The organism is Methylorubrum sp. POS3, assembly GCF_043352485.1.
Classification (GTDB): Bacteria; Pseudomonadota; Alphaproteobacteria; order Rhizobiales; family Beijerinckiaceae; genus Methylobacterium; species Methylobacterium suomiense.
The window spans coordinates 2,049,411-2,067,588 of sequence record NZ_JAPRBT010000001.1 but is presented as its reverse complement, the minus strand read 5'-3'; the positions used below and the strand labels follow the sequence as shown (position 1 = coordinate 2,067,588).

The 18,178-nt window shown below is 68.5% G+C and carries 11 protein-coding genes; 7 read left to right on the top strand and 4 right to left on the bottom strand.

The features are described 5' to 3' along the window. Position 1 precedes the first annotated feature (1 nt). The gene (locus OWC43_RS09810) at positions 2–898 is read left to right on the top strand and encodes an N-formylglutamate amidohydrolase (protein ID WP_393956510.1); all 897 of its coding nucleotides are present in this window, start codon (positions 2–4) and stop codon (positions 896–898) included. Between the two features lie 399 nt (positions 899–1,297). Here OWC43_RS09810 and galU read toward each other — a convergent pair whose 3' ends face one another. Beyond that, positions 1,298–2,158 (bottom strand): UTP--glucose-1-phosphate uridylyltransferase GalU, encoded by an 861-nt coding sequence (gene galU / locus OWC43_RS09805; RefSeq protein WP_137830630.1) that lies wholly within the window; start codon positions 2,156–2,158, stop codon positions 1,298–1,300. Positions 2,159–2,439: 281 nt separating this feature from the next. Here galU and galE point away from each other — a divergent pair, with 281 nt between their 5' ends. The 3 genes from galE to OWC43_RS09790 all read left to right on the top strand — a co-directional run bounded on the left by galE (position 2,440) and on the right by OWC43_RS09790 (position 6,185). Continuing rightward, positions 2,440–3,432 (top strand): UDP-glucose 4-epimerase GalE, encoded by a 993-nt coding sequence (gene galE, locus OWC43_RS09800; protein WP_393956509.1) that lies wholly within the window; start codon positions 2,440–2,442, stop codon positions 3,430–3,432. Next, positions 3,429–4,610 carry a lytic murein transglycosylase gene (locus tag OWC43_RS09795; protein ID WP_393956508.1) on the top strand — a complete coding sequence of 394 codons (1,182 nt, stop codon included), beginning with the start codon at positions 3,429–3,431 and terminating at the stop codon, positions 4,608–4,610. Before galE ends, OWC43_RS09795 begins: the two co-directional genes overlap by 4 nt. Before the next feature lie 132 nt (positions 4,611–4,742). After that, the gene (locus tag OWC43_RS09790) at positions 4,743–6,185 is read left to right on the top strand and encodes a DUF459 domain-containing protein (RefSeq protein ID WP_393956507.1); all 1,443 of its coding nucleotides are present in this window, start codon (positions 4,743–4,745) and stop codon (positions 6,183–6,185) included. A 205-nt stretch (positions 6,186–6,390) separates the two neighbouring features. On the opposite strand, the gene OWC43_RS09785 is transcribed toward OWC43_RS09790, so the two are convergent. Both OWC43_RS09785 and gltB read right to left on the bottom strand, forming a co-directional pair. After that, positions 6,391–7,824, bottom strand: coding sequence for a glutamate synthase subunit beta (locus OWC43_RS09785; protein WP_137831733.1), 1,434 nt, complete (start codon positions 7,822–7,824; stop codon positions 6,391–6,393). Between the two features lie 130 nt (positions 7,825–7,954). After that, positions 7,955–12,679 carry a glutamate synthase large subunit gene (gene gltB, locus OWC43_RS09780; protein WP_393956506.1) on the bottom strand — a complete coding sequence of 1,575 codons (4,725 nt, stop codon included), beginning with the start codon at positions 12,677–12,679 and terminating at the stop codon, positions 7,955–7,957. Positions 12,680–13,291: 612 nt separating this feature from the next. On the opposite strand from gltB, the gene OWC43_RS09775 reads away from it, so the two are divergent. Continuing rightward, positions 13,292–14,332: a hypothetical protein gene (locus OWC43_RS09775; protein WP_393956505.1), complete on the top strand. Its 1,041-nt coding sequence runs from the start codon at positions 13,292–13,294 to the stop codon at positions 14,330–14,332. A 105-nt stretch (positions 14,333–14,437) separates the two neighbouring features. Here the strand turns inward: OWC43_RS09775 and fdhD are convergent, their stop codons facing one another. Next, a complete protein-coding gene (gene fdhD, locus OWC43_RS09770; protein ID WP_137830517.1) occupies positions 14,438–15,298 on the bottom strand; it encodes a formate dehydrogenase accessory sulfurtransferase FdhD in 861 nt (286 codons plus the stop codon). Positions 15,299–15,557: 259 nt separating this feature from the next. Between fdhD and coxB the strand changes: the two genes are divergently transcribed. Next, positions 15,558–16,397: a cytochrome c oxidase subunit II gene (gene coxB / locus OWC43_RS09765; RefSeq protein ID WP_137830518.1), complete on the top strand. Its 840-nt coding sequence runs from the start codon at positions 15,558–15,560 to the stop codon at positions 16,395–16,397. A 79-nt stretch (positions 16,398–16,476) separates the two neighbouring features. Next, positions 16,477–18,105 (top strand): cytochrome c oxidase subunit I, encoded by a 1,629-nt coding sequence (gene ctaD, locus OWC43_RS09760; protein WP_137830519.1) that lies wholly within the window; start codon positions 16,477–16,479, stop codon positions 18,103–18,105. Positions 18,106–18,178 lie beyond the last annotated feature (73 nt).

Genomic DNA, 18,178 nt, shown 5'->3' with positions numbered 1-18,178 from the left:
GATGAGCCCCCTCCCCGCCGACGGCTGCGAGACGTTCGATCCGCCTTTCCTCGTGGACGAGCCCGCCGAGCACGTCTTTCCCTTCGTGTTCAACGCGCCCCATTCCGGGGCGCATTATCCGCCGGCCTTCCTCGCCGCCTCCCGCCTCGACGCGCTGACGCTGCGCCGCTCGGAAGACGCCCATGTCGACCGATTGTTCGCCTCCGTGGTCGGGCTCGGCGCGCCGCTCATGCGAGCGTGCTTTCCCCGTGCCTATCTCGACCTGAACCGCGAGCCCTACGAGCTCGACCCCCGCATGTTCACCGGGCGGTTGCCGTCCTACGCCAACACCCGGTCGATGCGGGTCGCGGGGGGCTTGGGCACCGTGCCGCGCATCGTCGCGGACGGGCAGGAGATCTACCGGGAGCGTCTACCGGTCGAGGAGGCGGTGACGCGGATCGAGACCCTCTACAAGCCCTATCATCGGACCCTGCGCGGCCTGATCCAGCGCACGGCGCGGACCTTCGGCAAGGCGATCCTGATCGATTGCCACTCGATGCCCTCGTCGAGCCTCGGGCGCGACGAGAGCGCCCAGGCGGATTTCGTGCTCGGCGATCGCTTCGGGACGAGCTGCAGTCCCGGTCTCACCGAGAGCGTGGAGGATCGTCTGCGGGCCCTGGGGTACCGGGTGGTACGCAACAAGCCCTATGCCGGCGGCTTCATCACCGAGCATTACGGCGAGCCCGGTCTCGGACGGCACGCGCTTCAGATCGAGATCAATCGGGCGCTCTACATGAACGAGCAGTCGTTGGCGCTGACCGCGGGGTTCGCGCCCCTCAGCCGTCACCTCGCCCAGGTGATCGCCGAAGTCGCCGCCGAGACCATCGACACATCGCCCCTCCGCATCGCCGCCGAGTAGACGCACCACGGCCCGACGGGGCCGGGCGGAAGGATCGGGAACAGAGCCGGGGTTCAGGCCACAGGTGGCGCGAGGCACAGCGTCCAACCGCGGGCGTCGCCAAGAAAAAAGGCCGCCCCGATGGAGGGCGGCCCGAAGTCTAGGGAGGAAACGCCCAAGAAGGGCTGCGGGACCGCGACGCCATCGCGATCTCGCAATGCACAATTCGCATCGCGACGCACAAAACGCAAGAGCTATGAGATCGTTTTCACCTGCGCTGTGTGCATAGCTCGCACGCTCTCGCGCATGGAACCGCTCAAAATTGGTGGAATCTGGAATGTGGAATCCCAGATTCTCGTCTTAACGTCCTGATCTCACTCGATTTTCGAGATTCAAAGAAAATTCGCCGGTTTTGAGCCCTTACCCGAGAAGAGCGCGGATTTCAGCCTTCAGCGCCTCGGACAGTTCCGGGCGTTCCAGGCCATAGGCGAGATTGGCGGTGAGGAAGCCGATCTTCGAGCCGGTGTCGTAGGTACGCCCGTCGAAGCGCATGCCGAAGAACTTCTGCTGCTCGGCCAGCCGGATCATGGCGTCGGTGAGCTGGATCTCGCCGCCGGCCCCCTTCTCGCCCCGCTCCAGGATCGAGAAGATTTCGGGCTGGAGGATGTAGCGGCCGGAAATGATGTAGTTCGACGGCGCGGTGCCCTGCTTGGGCTTCTCGACCATGCCGGTGATCTCGAAGGTCTGACCAAAGGTCTCGCCCACGGCGACGATGCCGTATTGGTGGGTCTCTTCGGGCTTGACCTCCTCGACGGCGATGACGTTGCCGCCATGTTGCTCGTAGGCCTTGAGCATCTGGCCCATGCAGCCGCGGCTCAGCATGTCCGGAAGCAGCACCGCGAACGGCTCGTCGCCGACGATCTCGCGGGCGCACCATACGGCGTGGCCGAGGCCGAGGGGAGCCTGCTGACGGGTGAAGCTGGTCTGTCCGGCCTTGGGGAGATCCCGCTTCAGCTCTTCGTAAGCCGCGGTCTTGCCGCGCTCCTGCAGGGTGTGATCGAGTTCGAAGGCGATGTCGAAATGATCCTCGATCACCGCCTTGCCGCGGCCGGTGACGAAGATGAAATGCTCGATGCCGGCCTCGCGGGCCTCGTCCACCACGTGCTGAACGACCGGGCGGTCGACGACGGTGAGCATCTCCTTAGGTACCGCCTTGGTGGCCGGCAGGAAGCGCGTGCCGAGGCCGGCGACGGGGAGGACGGCCTTGCGAATCGGTTTCATCTGACGGAACCCGTGGATGGTGTGGGGCGGGGCGACCATCGTCGGCCGCGCTGTCAATGAAATAGTACGCGCGCGTCCGGCAACAGCCCCGCTTGCCGCATAGCATGACACTTTTCGCGATTAATCGGACCTGAAACTTTATCCGCTAGAGCCTCCGGCCCGAGAGACGGCCGCCGGTTTTCGAAAATTATCAATAAGACTCAAGAGCCTGGGGCATCGCCACGGATACGGTATTTCGGGCGGGGCTTTCGCGTTCGGGGCGATCATCAAGGGGAATATTCATGGCGGTTCTGGTCACGGGCGGCGCTGGTTACATTGGCAGCCACATGGTGTTGGCGCTGGTCGATGCCGGCCATGAGGAGGTGGTCGTGCTGGACGACCTCTCCACCGGCTTCGATTGGGCCCTGCCGCCGGAGGTGCGTCTCGTCGTCGGCGACGTCTCGGATCAGGCGCTCGTCACCGAGACGATCCTGCGCCACCGGATCGACGCCATCGCCCATTTCGCGGCCAAGATCGTGGTCCCGGATTCGGTGTCCGATCCGCTGGGGTACTATCTCGCCAACACGGTGAAGACGCGCGCGCTGATCGAGACCGCGGCCCGCACCGGCGTGAAGCACTTCATCTTCTCCTCCACCGCCGCCGTCTACGGCGAGCCCGAAACCGTGCCGGTGCCCGAGACGCTGGCGACGAACCCGATCAACCCGTACGGCCGCTCCAAGCTGATGAGCGAGTGGATGCTGGCCGATGCGGCCAAGGCCCACGGCTTCTCTTACGTGGTGCTGCGCTACTTCAACGTCGCCGGTGCCGATCCGCGCGGGCGCACCGGCCAGTCGACGCCCAACGCCACCCATCTCATCAAGGTCGCGACCCAGGCCGCTCTCGGCCAGCGGACGCATCTCGAGGTGTTCGGCACCGATTACCCGACCCGCGACGGCTCGTGCCTGCGCGACTACATCCAGGTCTCCGACCTCGCCGAGGCCCATATGGTGGCCCTCGATCACCTGCGCCGCGGCGGCGACAGCCTGACCCTGAATTGCGGCTACGGCCGGGGCTACTCGGTGTTGGAGGTGATCGAGGTGGTCAAGCGCATCTCCGGCCGCGATTTCGAGGTCCGGCTCTCGCCCCGCCGTGCCGGCGACCCGGCCCAGATCATCGCCGGCGCCGACCGCATCCGCAGCGAGCTCGGCTGGGCGCCGAAGCACGACGATCTCGACGCCATCGTCGGACAGGCGTTCGCCTGGGAGGATGCCCTGACCAAGCGGAACCGCCGGTGAGGGTTCGGCTCGCCGCGCTCCTCACGGCTCTCCTCGCCGCCACTGCGCCCGCATGGGCGCAGGAGGGCGATTTCCCTGGATTCCTTGCCGGGTTGCGCCCGGAAGCCAAGGCCCGCGGCATCTCCCAAGCGACATTCGACGCGGCCTTCGCCGGCGTGACCGCGCCCGATCCGGAGGTGATCGCCCGCACCCGTCGCCAGAACGAGTTCAGCCGTCCGGTCTGGGACTACCTCGTCGGCGCGGTTTCCACGGGCCGCATCGCGCGGGGCAAGGCGCAGGCCGCGCGGCTCTCGAGCACCCTCGCGGCGATCGAAGCGAAGACCGGGGTGCCCCGCTCCGTCATCCTCGCCTTCTGGGGCGTCGAGTCGGATTTCGGGGCGAGCGCGGGCAGCCTGTCGGTCCTGCGCTCGCTCGCGAGCCTCGCCTATGCCGGTCATCGCGGCCGGCTGTTCCGCGACGAATTGCTCGCCGCTCTCCAGATCCTGGAGAACGGTGACGTGGAACCGCGGAACATGGTCGGCTCCTGGGCCGGCGCCATGGGGCAGGTGCAGTTCCTGCCCTCGGTCTATCTGCGCGAGGCGGTCGATTTCGACGGCGACGGGCGGCGCGACATCTGGCGCTCGGAGGCCGACGCGCTGGCCTCCATCGCGCATTACCTGCGCTCGCTCGGCTGGAACCCCGCCGTGAGCTGGGGCTACGAGGTCAGCCTGCCGAAGGACTTCGACCTGACGCGCTATCGCGGTCCGCTCTCGGATTTCGCCGCCCGCGGCGTGCGCCGCACCGACGGCAAGCCGCTGCCTCCGAAGGGCGAGGCGAGCCTGTTCCTGCCCGGCGGGCTGGGCGCGCCGGTCTTTCTCATCACAGAGAATTTCGAGGCGATCCGCGGCTACAACACCAGCGATTCCTACGCCCTCGCGGTGGGCCATCTCGCCGATCGGCTGGCCGGCGCCCCGGCGCTGGCCGCCCCCTGGCCGAACAACGCCGCGCGCCTCGACGGGGCAGGACTGAAGCGCCTGCAGACCGGGCTCGCCCGCGAAGGTTTCTACGACGGCGAGGCCGACGGGCGGGCCGGGCCGAAGCTGCGCGAAGCGGTCCGGCGCTACCAGATCCGCGAACACATCCCGGCCGACGGCTATGCCCGACCCGCTCTGCTGGAACGTCTGGAGGGTGGCCGCTGATCGCGGATGCCGGGCGGGGCGACAATCCCGCGCGCGGCGGCCTTAGACGGATGCGCCGTCTCGCGTTATCCTCGTTCCTTCGAACCGGGTCGGACATCACCCGGTCCGCGTGTCACCGATCGAGGTTTCTGGATGGCCCGTTGCCCGACCGATCGCCCGGCGCTGCCGCGCCCCGCCGCGATCCTCGGCCTTCTCGCACTCGGCGCCGCTTGCCTCGCCGGCCCCTCGCCGGTCTCGGCCCAATGGGGCGACACCTACGACGCGCCGCAGCAGGATCCCTATTATGCCCCGCGCCGCCCCCGCGGCGGCTACCGCGACGACGGCTATGCCCGCCCCCAGCCCCGCCGTCCCGCCCCGCAGCCCCAGCAGGAATCGCGCTCGTTCTACTGGCCATGGGAGGATCAGCCGCGCAGCCCGCCGCCTCCGCCGCCGGGCCAGGCTGCGCCGGGCGCCGCCCCGCCGCCGGGCTATGCCCGTCCCTCGCGCCCCCGCGCACCGGCGGTGACCAGCCGGTCGGAGGAGGAGCGCGCCGCGCGCCGCCGTCGCCCGAGCCCGCCGCCCGCCGTCGCCCAGCCCAAGCCCGCCGTGCCGAAGGCGGCTCCGACCACGCAGGTCGCCGTGTTCGGCGATTCGCTGGCGAGCTATCTCGGCAAGGGGGTCGACGAGGCGTTTTCCGACAGTCCCGACGTGGCGGTGGTCGATCGCTCCAGAGGCGATAGCGGCCTCGTGCGCCGGGACGTGGTCGATTGGGCCAAGAGCGCCGAGGATTTCCTCAAGGCGAACGCGAACCTCTCCTACGCCCTGATGATGGTCGGCGTGAACGACCGGCAGGCGATCCGCGAGGGAGACCAGAGTATCGAGGCTCTGTCCGACCGCTGGCGCGAGCTCTACGCCACCCGGGTCGATGCGGTGGTCAAGGTCTTCGCCGACGCCAAGGTACCCCTAGTCTGGGTCGGCCTGCCGCCGGTGCGCAGCGAGAGCCTGACCCGCGACTTCGCCAGCATCAACGACCTCGTGCGCGAGCGGGTGCAGAAGGCCGGCCAGACCTATGTCGACATTTGGCAGGGCTTCGTCGACGACCGCAACCGCTTCACCGCCACCGGCCCCGATGTCGAGGGTCAGGAGGCGCGGTTGCGCACGGCGGACGGCATCCACTTCACCAGCGCCGGCGCTCGCAAGGTCGCGCATTTCGCCGATGTGGAGCTGAAGCGCCTCATGGGCGCCCGCGGCGGCCAGCCCTCCGAGCCGCCGACCGCCGCTCCGGTCGCCACCAACAACCCCGCCGAGGGCACCCCCGCTCCCGGCCTCGACGACACCGCCGCCATCGACCGCAAGATCACCGCGATGCTGCCGAGCCTTCCCGAGCCGCCCGGCATCCCGACGCTCCCGGTCAAGCCCGCGGCGGGCCCCGTTGTGCCGCTCGGCCGGGCCGAGACCGCGCCCGGCGGCACGCTCCTCAGCGGTCGCCCCTCCGAGGGCGATGCCACCGGGACCCGCGAGCGCAGCCTCCAGCGCGGTGCCGCCCCCCTGCCCCAGCCGGGCCGGGCGGATGATTTCCGGTGGCCGCCGGGGTGACGTGACCCGCTCCGTTCGATCCGCCTCACGTATGAACAGGTCTTGGGTGGCCGGCGAAGAGCGGGTGCCGGTATCCGTTCGCTCTGAGCCAGAAGAGGAATAACGGTCAACGAAGCGCGAGCTTCGAACCGAACAAGCCGGTTGCTCAAGAAAAAAGGGCCGCCGCTTGCCAGCGACGGCCCCTCGATCGATCCGGACGATGCCGTCAGCGCGGCAACACCGACGAACCCATCAGCGCCTCATCGATCGACCGGGCGGCCTGTCGGCCTTCGCGGATCGCCCAGACCACCAGGGACTGGCCCCGGCGCATGTCGCCCGCGGCGTAGATCTTCGGGTTCGAGGTCCGGTAATCCTGCTCGTTGGCCGAGACGTTCCCGCGACGATCCACCGTCACGCCGGATTCGGCGACCAGACCCTTCTGAACCGAGCCGGCGAAGCCGATCGCCATGAAGACGAGATCGGCGGGCAGCACGAACTCGGAGCCCTCGATCGGCTGGCGCTTCTCGTCCACGCGGGCGCAGACCACGCCGGTGAGCTGGCCCTTGCGGTTGCCCTCGAGCCGCAGGGTCGCGGCCTGGAACTCGCGCTCGGCGCCCTCGGCCTGGCTCGACGACGTACGCATCTTGGTCGGCCAGTAGGGCCACACCGTCAGCTTGTCCTCACGCTCCGGCGGACGCGGGCGGATGTCGAGCTGCGTCACCGAGAGCGCGCCCTGGCGGAACGAGGTACCGACACAGTCGGAGGCGGTGTCGCCGCCGCCGATGACGACGACGTTCTTGCCGGCCGCGAGGATCGGCAACTCACCGTTGCCTGGCATCGGCTCGGCACCGACCCGGCGGTTCGATTGGACGAGGAAGGGCATGGCGTAATGCACGCCGTCCAGTTCCTGGCCCGGCAGCTGCGGGTTGCGCGGATCCTCGGCCCCGCCGCAGAACAGCACGGCGTCGAACTTGGCGGTCAACTCCTCGAGGGGCACGTTGACGCCGATATTCGCCTTGTAATGGAAGACGACGCCCTCGGCTTCCATCTGCTTCACGCGCCGGTCGATGTGGCGCTTCTCCATCTTGAAGTCGGGGATGCCGTAGCGGAGCAGGCCGCCGGCCTTGGGCTCGCGCTCGTAGACATGCACGTCGTGCCCAACCCGGGCGAGCTGCTGCGCCGCGGCCATGCCGGCCGGGCCGGAGCCGATCACCGCCACGCGCTTGCCCGTGCGGGTCTCGGACGGCTCGGGCTTGACCCAGCCCATGTTCCAGGCGCGATCCGCGATGGCCTGCTCGATCGTCTTGATCGCGACCGGCTGGTTCTCGAGGTTGAGCGTGCAGGCTTCCTCGCAGGGCGCCGGGCAGATGCGGCCGGTGAATTCGGGGAAATTGTTGGTGGAGTGGAGGTTGCGCGCGGCCTCCTCCCAGTCCGACTGGAACACGAGGTCGTTCCAGTCCGGGATCTGGTTGTGCACCGGGCAGCCGGTCGGCCCGTGGCAGAACGGGATGCCGCAATCCATGCAGCGCGCCGCCTGCTTCGACAGGTCGTGCTCGTCGAGCGGCAGCGTGAACTCGCGGAAGTGCCTAACCCGGTCCGCGGCGAGCTGATACTTCTGCTCCTGCCGGTCGTATTCGAGAAAGCCCGTGACCTTGCCCATCGATCAACCCTTTGCAGGCGCGGATCCCTCGACCACGCGGCCTTGCCGTCGTTCCGTCATCGCTGTGAAGCGGTCGGCGGCCATCGCCGCCGACCGTATGGTCCGAAAGAACGCAGCCGTGTGACGCTGCCTACTCCGCCGCCACCGGCATCCGCGCCATTTCCATCTCGCGCAGGGCCCGGCGGTACTCGACCGGCATCACCTTGACGAACTTGGTGCGGAAGCCCGCCCAATCGTCGAGGATCTGCTTGGCCTTCGGCGAGCCGGTATACTTGAGATGGTTGGTGAGGAGCTGGCTGAGCCGCTCCTCGTCGTGGCCCGACATGTCGGCGAGGATATCCACCCGGCCCTTGGTCTCCAGATCGCCGTCCTGGTGGAAGCGACGCATGATGTCGTCCTCCTCCTCCACGGGCTCCAGATCGACCATCGACAGATTGCAGCGGTCGCGGAACGAGCCGTCCTCGTCGAGGACATAGGCGAGACCGCCCGACATGCCCGCCGCGAAGTTGCGGCCGGTGACGCCGATGGAGACCACGACGCCGCCGGTCATGTATTCGCAGCCATGGTCGCCCATGCCCTCGACCACCGCGATGGCGCCGGAATTCCGCACGGCGAAGCGTTCGCCGGCCGCGCCGCGAATGTAGCATTCGCCCGCGATGGCGCCGTAGAGCACGGTGTTGCCGGCCATGATCGTGCGGGCGGGCGGCGCCTTCAGCCCCTCGCTCGGACGGATGATCAGCTTGCCGCCGGACAGGCCCTTGCCGACATAGTCGTTGCCGTGGCCGGTGAGGTCGAAGGTCACGCCCGCGGCGAGCCACGCGCCGAAGCTCTGGCCGGCGGTGCCGGAGAGCTTCACCACGATGGTGTCGTCCGGCAGGCCATCGTGGCCATGCGCCTTGGCGACCGCCCCGGAGAGCATGGCACCCGCCGCGCGGTCCGAGTTGCGGATCACGTCGGTGAGGGTCACGGCCTCGCCCGTGGCCAGCGCCTGCTCGGCGCCCGCGATCAGGCGGCGGTCGAGCACCGTATTGATCGGGTGGCTCTGCTTCTCGACATGGCGGATCGCCACCTCCGGCCCGACTTCGGGACGGTGGAACAGCTTCGAGAAGTCGAGCCCGCGGGCCTTCCAATGCTCGATCGCCTCGCGCTTGTCGAGGAGATCCGAGCGGCCGATCAGGTCCTCGATCTTGGTGAAGCCCATCGCCGCCATCAGCTCCCGCAGCTCTTCGGCCACGAAGAAGAAGTAGTTGACGACGTGCTCGGGCGTCCCCTTGAAGCGCTTGCGCAGCACCGGATCCTGGGTGGCGACACCCACGGGGCAGGTGTTGAGATGGCACTTGCGCATCATGATGCAGCCCGCCGCGATCAGCGGCGCGGTCGAGAAGCCGATCTGGTCGGCGCCGAGCAGCACCGCAATCATCACGTCCTTGCCGGTGCGGATGCCGCCATCGGCCTGCAGCGCCACGCGACCGCGCAGGCCGTTGAGCACCAGCGTCTGCTGGGTCTCGGCGAGCCCGGTCTCCCAGGGGCCGCCCGCATGCTTGATCGAGGTGAGCGGGGCGGCACCGGTGCCGCCGTCGAAGCCCGAGATCGTGATGTGGTCGGCGCGCGCCTTGGCGACACCCGCCGCGACCGTGCCGACGCCGACCTCGGAGACGAGCTTCACCGAGATGTCGGCCGCCGGGTTCACGTTCTTCAGGTCGAAGATCAGCTGGGCCAGATCCTCGATCGAGTAGATGTCGTGATGCGGCGGCGGCGAGATCAGGCCGACGCCCGGCGTCGCGTAGCGCACCTTGGCGATCTTGGCGTCGACCTTGTGGCCGGGCAGCTGGCCGCCCTCGCCGGGCTTCGCGCCCTGCGCCACCTTGATCTGGATCATGTCGCCGTTGACGAGGTACTCGGTCGTGACGCCGAAGCGGCCCGACGCCACCTGCTTGATCGCCGAGCGGCGCGAGCGGCCGTCCGGACCGGTGACGAACCGGCGCGGCTCCTCGCCGCCCTCGCCCGAGTTCGAGCGGCCGCCGAACGAGTTCATCGCGATGGCGAGCGTCTCGTGCGCTTCCTTCGAGATCGAGCCGTAGGACATCGCGCCCGTGGCGAACCGCTTGACGATCTCGGCGGCCGGCTCGACGGCCGAGAGGTCGACCGGCTCGCGGCCGAGATCGGCGGCGGTCTTAATCCGGAACAGGCCGCGCAGGGTCTTGAGGTGGTTCTCCTGCTCGTTCACGAGCCGGGCATATTCGCGGTAGCGCTCGTCCGCGCCGAGGCGCACCGCGTGCTGCAGCGTCGCCACGGTGTCGGGCGTCCAGGTATGGGTCTCGCCGCGCAGGCGGTAGGCGTATTCGCCGCCGACATCGAGGGCGTTGCGGTAGATCGGCGCGTCGCCGAAGGCGTCGCGGTGATGCTCCGCCGTCTCGCGCGCTACTTCGGCCATGCCGATGCCGCCGATGGTGGTGGCGGTGCCGAAGAAGTCCCGCGCCACGAAATCGGCGTTGAGGCCGATCGCGTCGAAGATCTGCGCGCCGCAATAGGACTGGTAGGTCGAGATGCCCATCTTGGACATGACCTTGAGCAGACCCTTATCGATCGACTTGATGTAGCGGTAGACGATCTCGTCGTCGGTCAGGTCCGGCGGGAACTCGTCCTTCATCGCCAGAAGCGTCTCGAAGGCGAGATACGGGTTCACGGCCTCGGCGCCGTAGCCCGCGAGGCAGGCGAAGTGATGCACCTCGCGCGGCTCGCCCGACTCGACCACGAGGCCGACCGAGGTGCGCAAGCCCTTGCGGATCAGGTAGTTGTGGACCGCCGCGGTCGCCAGCAGCGCCGGGATCGGGATGCGATCCGGCCCGACCATGCGGTCCGACAGGATGATGATGTTGTAGCCGCCGCGCACGGCGACCTCGGCCCGGTCGCACAGGCGGTCGAGTGCGCCCTCCATCGCCGTGGCACCGGCCTCGGCGGCGTAGGTGATGTCGAGGGTGCGGGTGTCGAAGCGGTCCTCGAAATGCGAGATCGAGCGGATCTTCTCAAGGTCGCCGTTGGTCAGGATCGGCTGACGGACCTCGAGCCGCTTGCGGCGGGAGGCACCCTCCATGTCGAGCAGGTTCGGCCGCGGCCCGATGAACGAGACGAGGCTCATCACGGCCTCCTCGCGGATCGGATCGATCGGCGGGTTGGTGACCTGCGCGAAGTTCTGCTTGAAGTAGGTGTAGAGCAGCTTGGGCTTGTCGGAGAGCGCCGAGAGCGGCGTGTCCGATCCCATGGAGCCGACGGCCTCCTGGCCGGTCACGGCCATCGGGGCCATGAGCAGCTTGAGGTCTTCCTGGGTGTAGCCGAAGGCCTGCTGGCGATCGAGCAGCGACACGTCGGTGCGCGAGGCGCGCGGGCTGATCGGATGCAGTTCCTCCAGCACGATCTGGGTGTTCTTCACCCACTCGGCGTAGGGGTGCGCGCCGGCCAGCTCACCCTTGATCTCCTCGTCGGAGACGATGCGGCCCTTCTCGAGGTCGATCAGCAGCATCCGGCCCGGCTGGAGACGCCAGGACTGGACGATCTTCTCGTCCGGGATCGGCAGCACGCCCATCTCGGAGGCGAGCACGACGAGGCCGTCATCGGTGACGATGTAGCGGGCCGGCCGCAGGCCGTTGCGGTCGAGGGTGGCGCCGATCTGGCGGCCGTCGGTGAACGCGACCGCGGCCGGGCCGTCCCACGGCTCCATCAGGGCGGCGTGATACTCGTAGAAGGCGCGCCGCTCCTCGCTCATGAGCGGATTACCCGCCCAGGCCTCGGGGATGAGCATCATCATCGCGTGGGCCAGCGAGTAGCCGCCGGCCACGAGGAATTCGAGGGCGTTGTCGAAGCAGGCGGTGTCGGACTGGCCCTCGTAGGAGATCGGCCAGATCTTCGAGATGTCGTTGCCGAACAGCTCCGAATCGACGCTCGCCTGACGCGCGGCCATCCAGTTCACGTTGCCGCGCAGCGTGTTGATCTCGCCGTTATGCGCGACCATCCGGTAGGGGTGCGACAGGCGCCAGGTCGGGAAGGTGTTGGTGGCGAAGCGCTGGTGGACCAGGGCCAGAGCCGAGACGTAACGCGGGTCCTTCAGGTCGGTGTAGTAGTGGCCGAGCTGGTGCACGAGCACCATGCCCTTGTAGACGATGGTCCGGCTCGACACGGAGACGGGATAGAACTCCATCAGTCGCTGGTCGCCGTGGCCGTAGACCTTCCCGGAGATCACCTTACGGGCGATGTAGACCCGCCGTTCGAAGGTGTCCTGCTCGGTCACGCTCGACGGGCAGCCGATGAAGACCTGACGGTGATGCGGCTCCGTCTCCTTCACGGCCTTGCCGAGATCGGTCGAGTCGACCGGCACGTCGCGCCAGCCGAGCAGCGGCAGACCCTCGTCCGAGAGCGTCTTCTCGACGATCTCCTCGATGATCGCGCGGGCCTCGCCCGCCTGCGGCATGAAGAACTGGCCGATGGCGTATTGGCCGGCGGGCGGCAATTCGAAGCCCAGGCGCGAGCATTCCTCGGCGAAGAAGCCGTGCGGGATCTGGGTGAGAATGCCGCAGCCATCGCCCATAGTCGGGTCGGCGCCGACCGCCCCACGATGGTCGATATTCTCCAGGATCTTCAGGCCCTGCTCGACGATCGCATGGCTGCGCCGGTCATGCATGTCGGCGACGAAGCCGACGCCGCAGGCGTCGCGCTCATGGGCCGGATCGTAGGCACCCTGCGCCCGCGGCAGGGCGGGATCGCGCAGGATCAGCGGCGCGGGACCAGCCCGCGAGGGAGCCGGAGCCGCCATGGAGGCTTCTTGCTCGACCACCGACAGTTCAGACGGAATTCCACTCATCGTCCGCCAATCTCCGACCCTGCTCGCATGCGAGCATGTTTCGTGCCCGAACACCAACGGTGACCGGGCCGCGCGCTTCTTTAGCCGATCGGATCCTGTCGGGGTCTTCCTGCCGGAATCGCCCGCGAGACCCGCGGGCTGCAGCGTCCGGCTTCGCTCAGCCGTCGCTCGCCCGGATCGCCTTGACGGTCGCCGGTTTGTCAGCTCGTTCGGACGTCACGTCGTTCACGTGAGGAATCCCCAAAGCTCGCCCGGCGGCCAGCGCGACAAATGGGACAGTGTTGCTGTCCTATAGGGGACGTTGCCAGATTTTAGAGTTTCCAGCAAGGGGCGTGGAGCCGCAGCCGCGCGCCTTTCAATCATGCGCCGGAGCATGCCCCCAATTCGCTCGACGCGCCCCTCTGCCCCGGCTTGCGCCACCGCCCGCCATCGGTCGTCGCACGGGGCGGTTGCTTCCGCTTCGCAATCTCGCCCCATTCGGAGTCTTCAACCCACGGCGCCGACACGGAGGGAATGCGGGGATCGCGACCACCCGTGGCGCCGGGAGACCTGCGACCAACAGCGGGCTCCCGGGCTCAAAGTCTTTTCCCGTTTCGCTCTCGCGAGGTCCGTATGGCTCCGAGCCGTCCCGTCCCCGGTCGTGCCGCGAGGATTCTGCGCCGCGCGGGCGTCGCCGCGCTCCTCCTCGGCGTCGGCCTGGAGGGAGCCGCCGCCCAAGGTTTCGCCAGACCCTACTCTTGGGGTCACTCTTTGGGGCACTCTTGGGGTTACGGCCCGGAGGACGTCTATGACGACCGCGCCGAGGCGCCGCTGTCGCCGCGCGCCGTGGCCGGCAGCCTGCAGGATCGCGGCTTCACCGAGATCGGGCGCCCGCGCTTCGATGGGCGTGCCTATCGGGTCGAGGCCACCGGCCCGCGGGGCGCCCGGATGCGTCTCCTGGTCGATGCCCGCGACGGCGCCGTGATCGGCCGCGAGGCGCTGGGCGAGGCCTATTACCCCTCCGCCCTGCGCCCGCGTCCCGTGGCGCCGGGCTATGGCTGGACCGAGGAGGACGACCGGCCCCGTCGTATCCGCGAGGCCGAGCGGCTCGTGCCGCCCGCCGACATCCCCTCCATGGCCCCCTCCGCCGCCCGCTCCCCTGCCCCCTTGGCGCCGCGCGGCCCGTCCCTCGACGACGGCCGTATCCGGTCCGAGCGTGCGGCACCGTCGCGCCCCGTGCTTCCGCGCCAGGAGGCCAATGCCGGTATCGCCCCGCAGATCGCGCCGGACGCCAACCCCTCCGGTCTCAACCCCGACGCGGCCTCCCGCCCGGACGCACCGCGCCGGACCGCGAAGGTCGCGCCGCCGGCCAAGCCCGCGGCCGCCCGCACGGCTCCCCTCGCCCCCGCCCCCAGCCTGCGCCCGGCCGAGGCGGCGGCGCCCCGGGAGATGACGCCGGCGGCGAAGACGGACGAGAAGCCCGTGGATGCGGCGCCCGCGAAGAGTGCCGAGCCCACGGGTCAGCCGGCGGCGGCCAAGACGGCCGAGTCCGCGCCTGCGCCGAAGGACCGCGCTTGGCAGGATCCGCCCGCTGACGGCGCACGCAAACCCGTCCGGGTGATCGGCGGCGCGACCATCGTCCCCGGTGGCACCGGCGAGGCCGGCGCGAACTAGGGCGACGGCCCGAAGAGCCGGAACCGGCTGTCGCGAAAAGCGAATGCGGAACAGAAGCCGAGAGAAACGTCCTGGATCTGACAGTCAGGACGATTCTCGGCGGCGTCAGCCTTCCTCGCCCGCGAGGATCAGGCGTTCACGTCCGGAAAACACCGTCAGGGTGTCCGACCGGGCGATGGCGCAGAGCGTCATGCCGTGGCAGCGCGCCCGCTCGATGGCGAGCGAGGTCGGCGCCGAGATCGCCACCAGCACCGAGGCGCCGAGGGTGGCGGCCTTCTCCGCCATCTCGAAGGAGCAGCGGCTAGTGATGACGAGGAAGCCCTCGTCCGGACGCACGCCCTCCTGCATCAGGGCGCCGATCAGCTTGTCGAGGGCGTTGTGACGGCCGACATCCTCGCGCACGGCGGCGAGCGTGCCGTCGAGCCGGGCCCAGGCTGCGGCGTGAACGGCACGGGTTTCCCGGTTGAGAGCCTGCCGGTCGGATAGGGCATCGAGCGCCGCCTGGATCGCGCCGAGGGCGACCCGCGGGCCGCTCACGGCGCCGTCCTCCCGCACCCGTGCCATGGGCAGGGCCGCGAGGTCGTCGATGCCGCAGACCCCGCAGCCGGTCCGACCGCTGATGGCGCGCTTTCGGGCGAGATGCTCACGCAAGCGCCCCGGCGCCAGATCGACGAGCAGTCGCAGGCCGCCCTCCCCCTCCTCCACCGAGACGGCGCGGATCTCGTCGGGCGTCTCGACCACGCCCTCGGTCAGGCTGAAACCGTAAGCGAAATCGGTCAGGTCGGCAGGCGTCAGCATCATCACGGCGTAGGGAACGGTCCCGTACACCACGTTGACCGGCGTCTCGACGGCGAGCGCGCGCGAATCGGCTTTCGGCGCCGGTGCGTCGTAGGCCAACACCAAAGTGCCGACCCTGACGGAAGACGGCGGAAACGCCGCACCCGTGCCCGCTCCGCCCTGATCCATCGTCACGCCTTCATAAACCGCCGAATGTCATGCCAGTACCATTGACCCGCGTCCAACCGACGCGAAGCGACGCCGTTGCGGTTGCGGTTTTATGATCAGTATGGTTCTACGTCGCGATCGCCCGTCCGGCAGCGCCAGGTCAAGCCGAAGAACTCGGCTTGGCACGTCACGGTCGGGTCGCCCGCGGGATTTGCGACCACGCTGCGCGAATTCAAGGGCTAAGAACTCAACAGGTATTTTGGGGAGCCAGGCGGGGAACATGCGGAAGACGCAGGCGCAACATCGGTCATCGTGGGGGGCCGGCGCGCTCGTCGCCCTCCTCTTCACGTCGTCCTCCGCCCTCGCGGCCGGGATCGGCCAGCCCGAGCCGTGGCAGATGGACCGTCAGGTGGCGGTGACGGCGGAGGCCGCCGACCTTCATCTCTTCGAGAACGGGCTGCATTGGCTCGCGTTCGGCATCTCGCTGTTCGTGCTGGCGCTCATCGTCTACGTGATCTTCAAGTTCAACGAGAAGGCGAATCCGACGCCCTCGCGTACCACCCACAATACGATGATCGAGGTCGCCTGGACAATCATTCCGGTGCTGATTCTCGTCGCCGTGGCGATCCCGTCGTTCCGCACCCTGCGCACTCAGCTTTCCGATCCGAAGGCCGACGTGATGGTCAAGGTGATCGGCCACGCGTGGTACTGGTCCTACGAGTACCCGACCGCGGGCGATAAGGGCGGCTTCACGTTCGACGCCAACGTCGACGAGGACAAGCAGCCCAAGCTCCTGGCCACCGACAACGACATGGTCGTGCCGGTCGGCAAGGTCGTGAAGGTGCAGGTCACCTCCGGCGACGTGATCCATTCCTGGGCGGTTCCCTCTTTCGGCGGCAAGATCGACGCGATCCCCGGCCGCCTGAACCAGTGGTGGTTCCGGGCCGACCGCGAGGGCGTGTACCACGGCCAATGCTCCGAGCTGTGCGGCGCCCGCCACGCCTACATGCCGATCACCGTGCGCGTGGTCTCCGAGCAGGCCTATGCCGAGTGGCTGACCGAGGCGAAGACCAAGTTCGCCGCGATCGACGACGGCTCGCGCCTCGCGGACGCCCGCTGACGCTTCGACGGGCCGGGGCCGCCGCTCCGGCCGACCCTTCAATCGCCAGAGGCGACAGACATCTGAGCAAGGCATAGAGATGGCCACAGCCGCAGCACATGCCGGGCACGACGCCCACGACGACCACAAGCCTTCCTTCTTCGCCCGTTGGTTCCTCTCCACGAACCACAAGGATATCGGCACCCTCTACCTCGTGTTCGCCTTCATGGCGGGCACCATCGGCGCGTTCCTCTCCTTCGGCATCCGCATGGAGATGGAGGAGCCGGGGCTCCAGTACTTCTCGAATCCGGCCACCTACAACGTGTTCGTGACCGGCCACGGCCTCATCATGGTGTTCTTCATGGTGATGCCCGCCCTCATCGGCGGCTTCGGCAACTGGTTCGTCCCGCTGATGATCGGCGCGCCGGACATGGCCTTCCCGCGGATGAACAACATCTCGTTCTGGCTGACCGTGTCGGGCTTCGCCTGCCTCGTCTGCTCGCTCTTCGTCGAGGGGTCGCCCGGCGCGCAGGGCGCAGGAACCGGCTGGACCGTCTACCCGCCGCTCTCCTCCTCGGCCGGCCATCCGGGCCCGGCGGTCGATTTCGCGATCTTCTCGCTCCACCTCGCCGGTGCGGGCTCGATCCTCGGCGCGATCAACTTCATCACCACCATCCTGAACATGCGCGCCCCCGGCATGACGCTGCACAAGATGCCGCTCTTCGCCTGGGCCGAGCTGGTCACCGCCTTCCTGCTGCTCCTGTCGCTCCCGGTTCTCGCCGGCGCGATCACGATGCTGCTCACGGACCGTAACTTCGGCACCACCTTCTTCGCCCCCGAGGGCGGCGGCGATCCGGTGCTCTACCAGCACCTGTTCTGGTTCTTCGGTCACCCCGAAGTGTACGTGATGATCCTGCCGGCCTTCGGCATCGTCTCGCACATCATCGCCACCTTCTCGCGCAAGCCGGTCTTCGGCTACCTCGCCATGGCCTACGCCATGGTCGCCATCGGCGTCGTCGGCTTCGTCGTGTGGGCCCACCACATGTACACCGTCGGCCTGTCGCTCCAGACGCAGTCCTACTTCGTCTTCGCGACCATGGTGATCGCGGTCCCGACCGGCGTGAAGATCTTCTCCTGGATCGCGACCATGTGGGGCGGCTCGATCCGCTTCACCGCCGCGATGCACTGGGCGGTCGGCTTCATCTTCCTGTTCACGGTCGGCGGCGTGACCGGCGTCGTGCTCGCCAACTCGGCGGTCGATAAGTACCTGCACGACACCTACTACGTCGTCGCGCACTTCCACTACGTGCTCTCGCTCGGCGCCGTGTTCATCATCTTTGCTGGTATCTACTACTGGTTCCCGAAGATGACCGGCCACATCATCCCCGAATGGGCGGGCAAGCTGCACTTCTGGCTGGCCTTCGTCGGTGCGAACATCCTGTTCTTCCCGATGCACTTCCTCGGCCTCGCCGGCATGCCGCGCCGCTACGCCGACTACCCGGAAGCCTTCGCCGGCTGGCACAAGGTCGCGACCCTGGGCGGTCACGTCTTCGCCCTCGGCATGGTGGTCTTCGTGATCGGCATCGCCCTGGCGTTCCGCTCCAAGGCCCGCGCCGCGGACAATCCGTGGGGTGAGGGTGCCACCACCCTCGAGTGGACGCTGTCCTCGCCCCCGCCCTTCCACCAGTTCGAGACGCTCCCCAAGATCGTCGACGAGCCGGCCCACTAAACGACAGGATCGCGAGGACCGCCCCGGCGGTCCTCGCCCTTTCCCGGAATTCTTCCGCGCCGCGGGAGGCTTC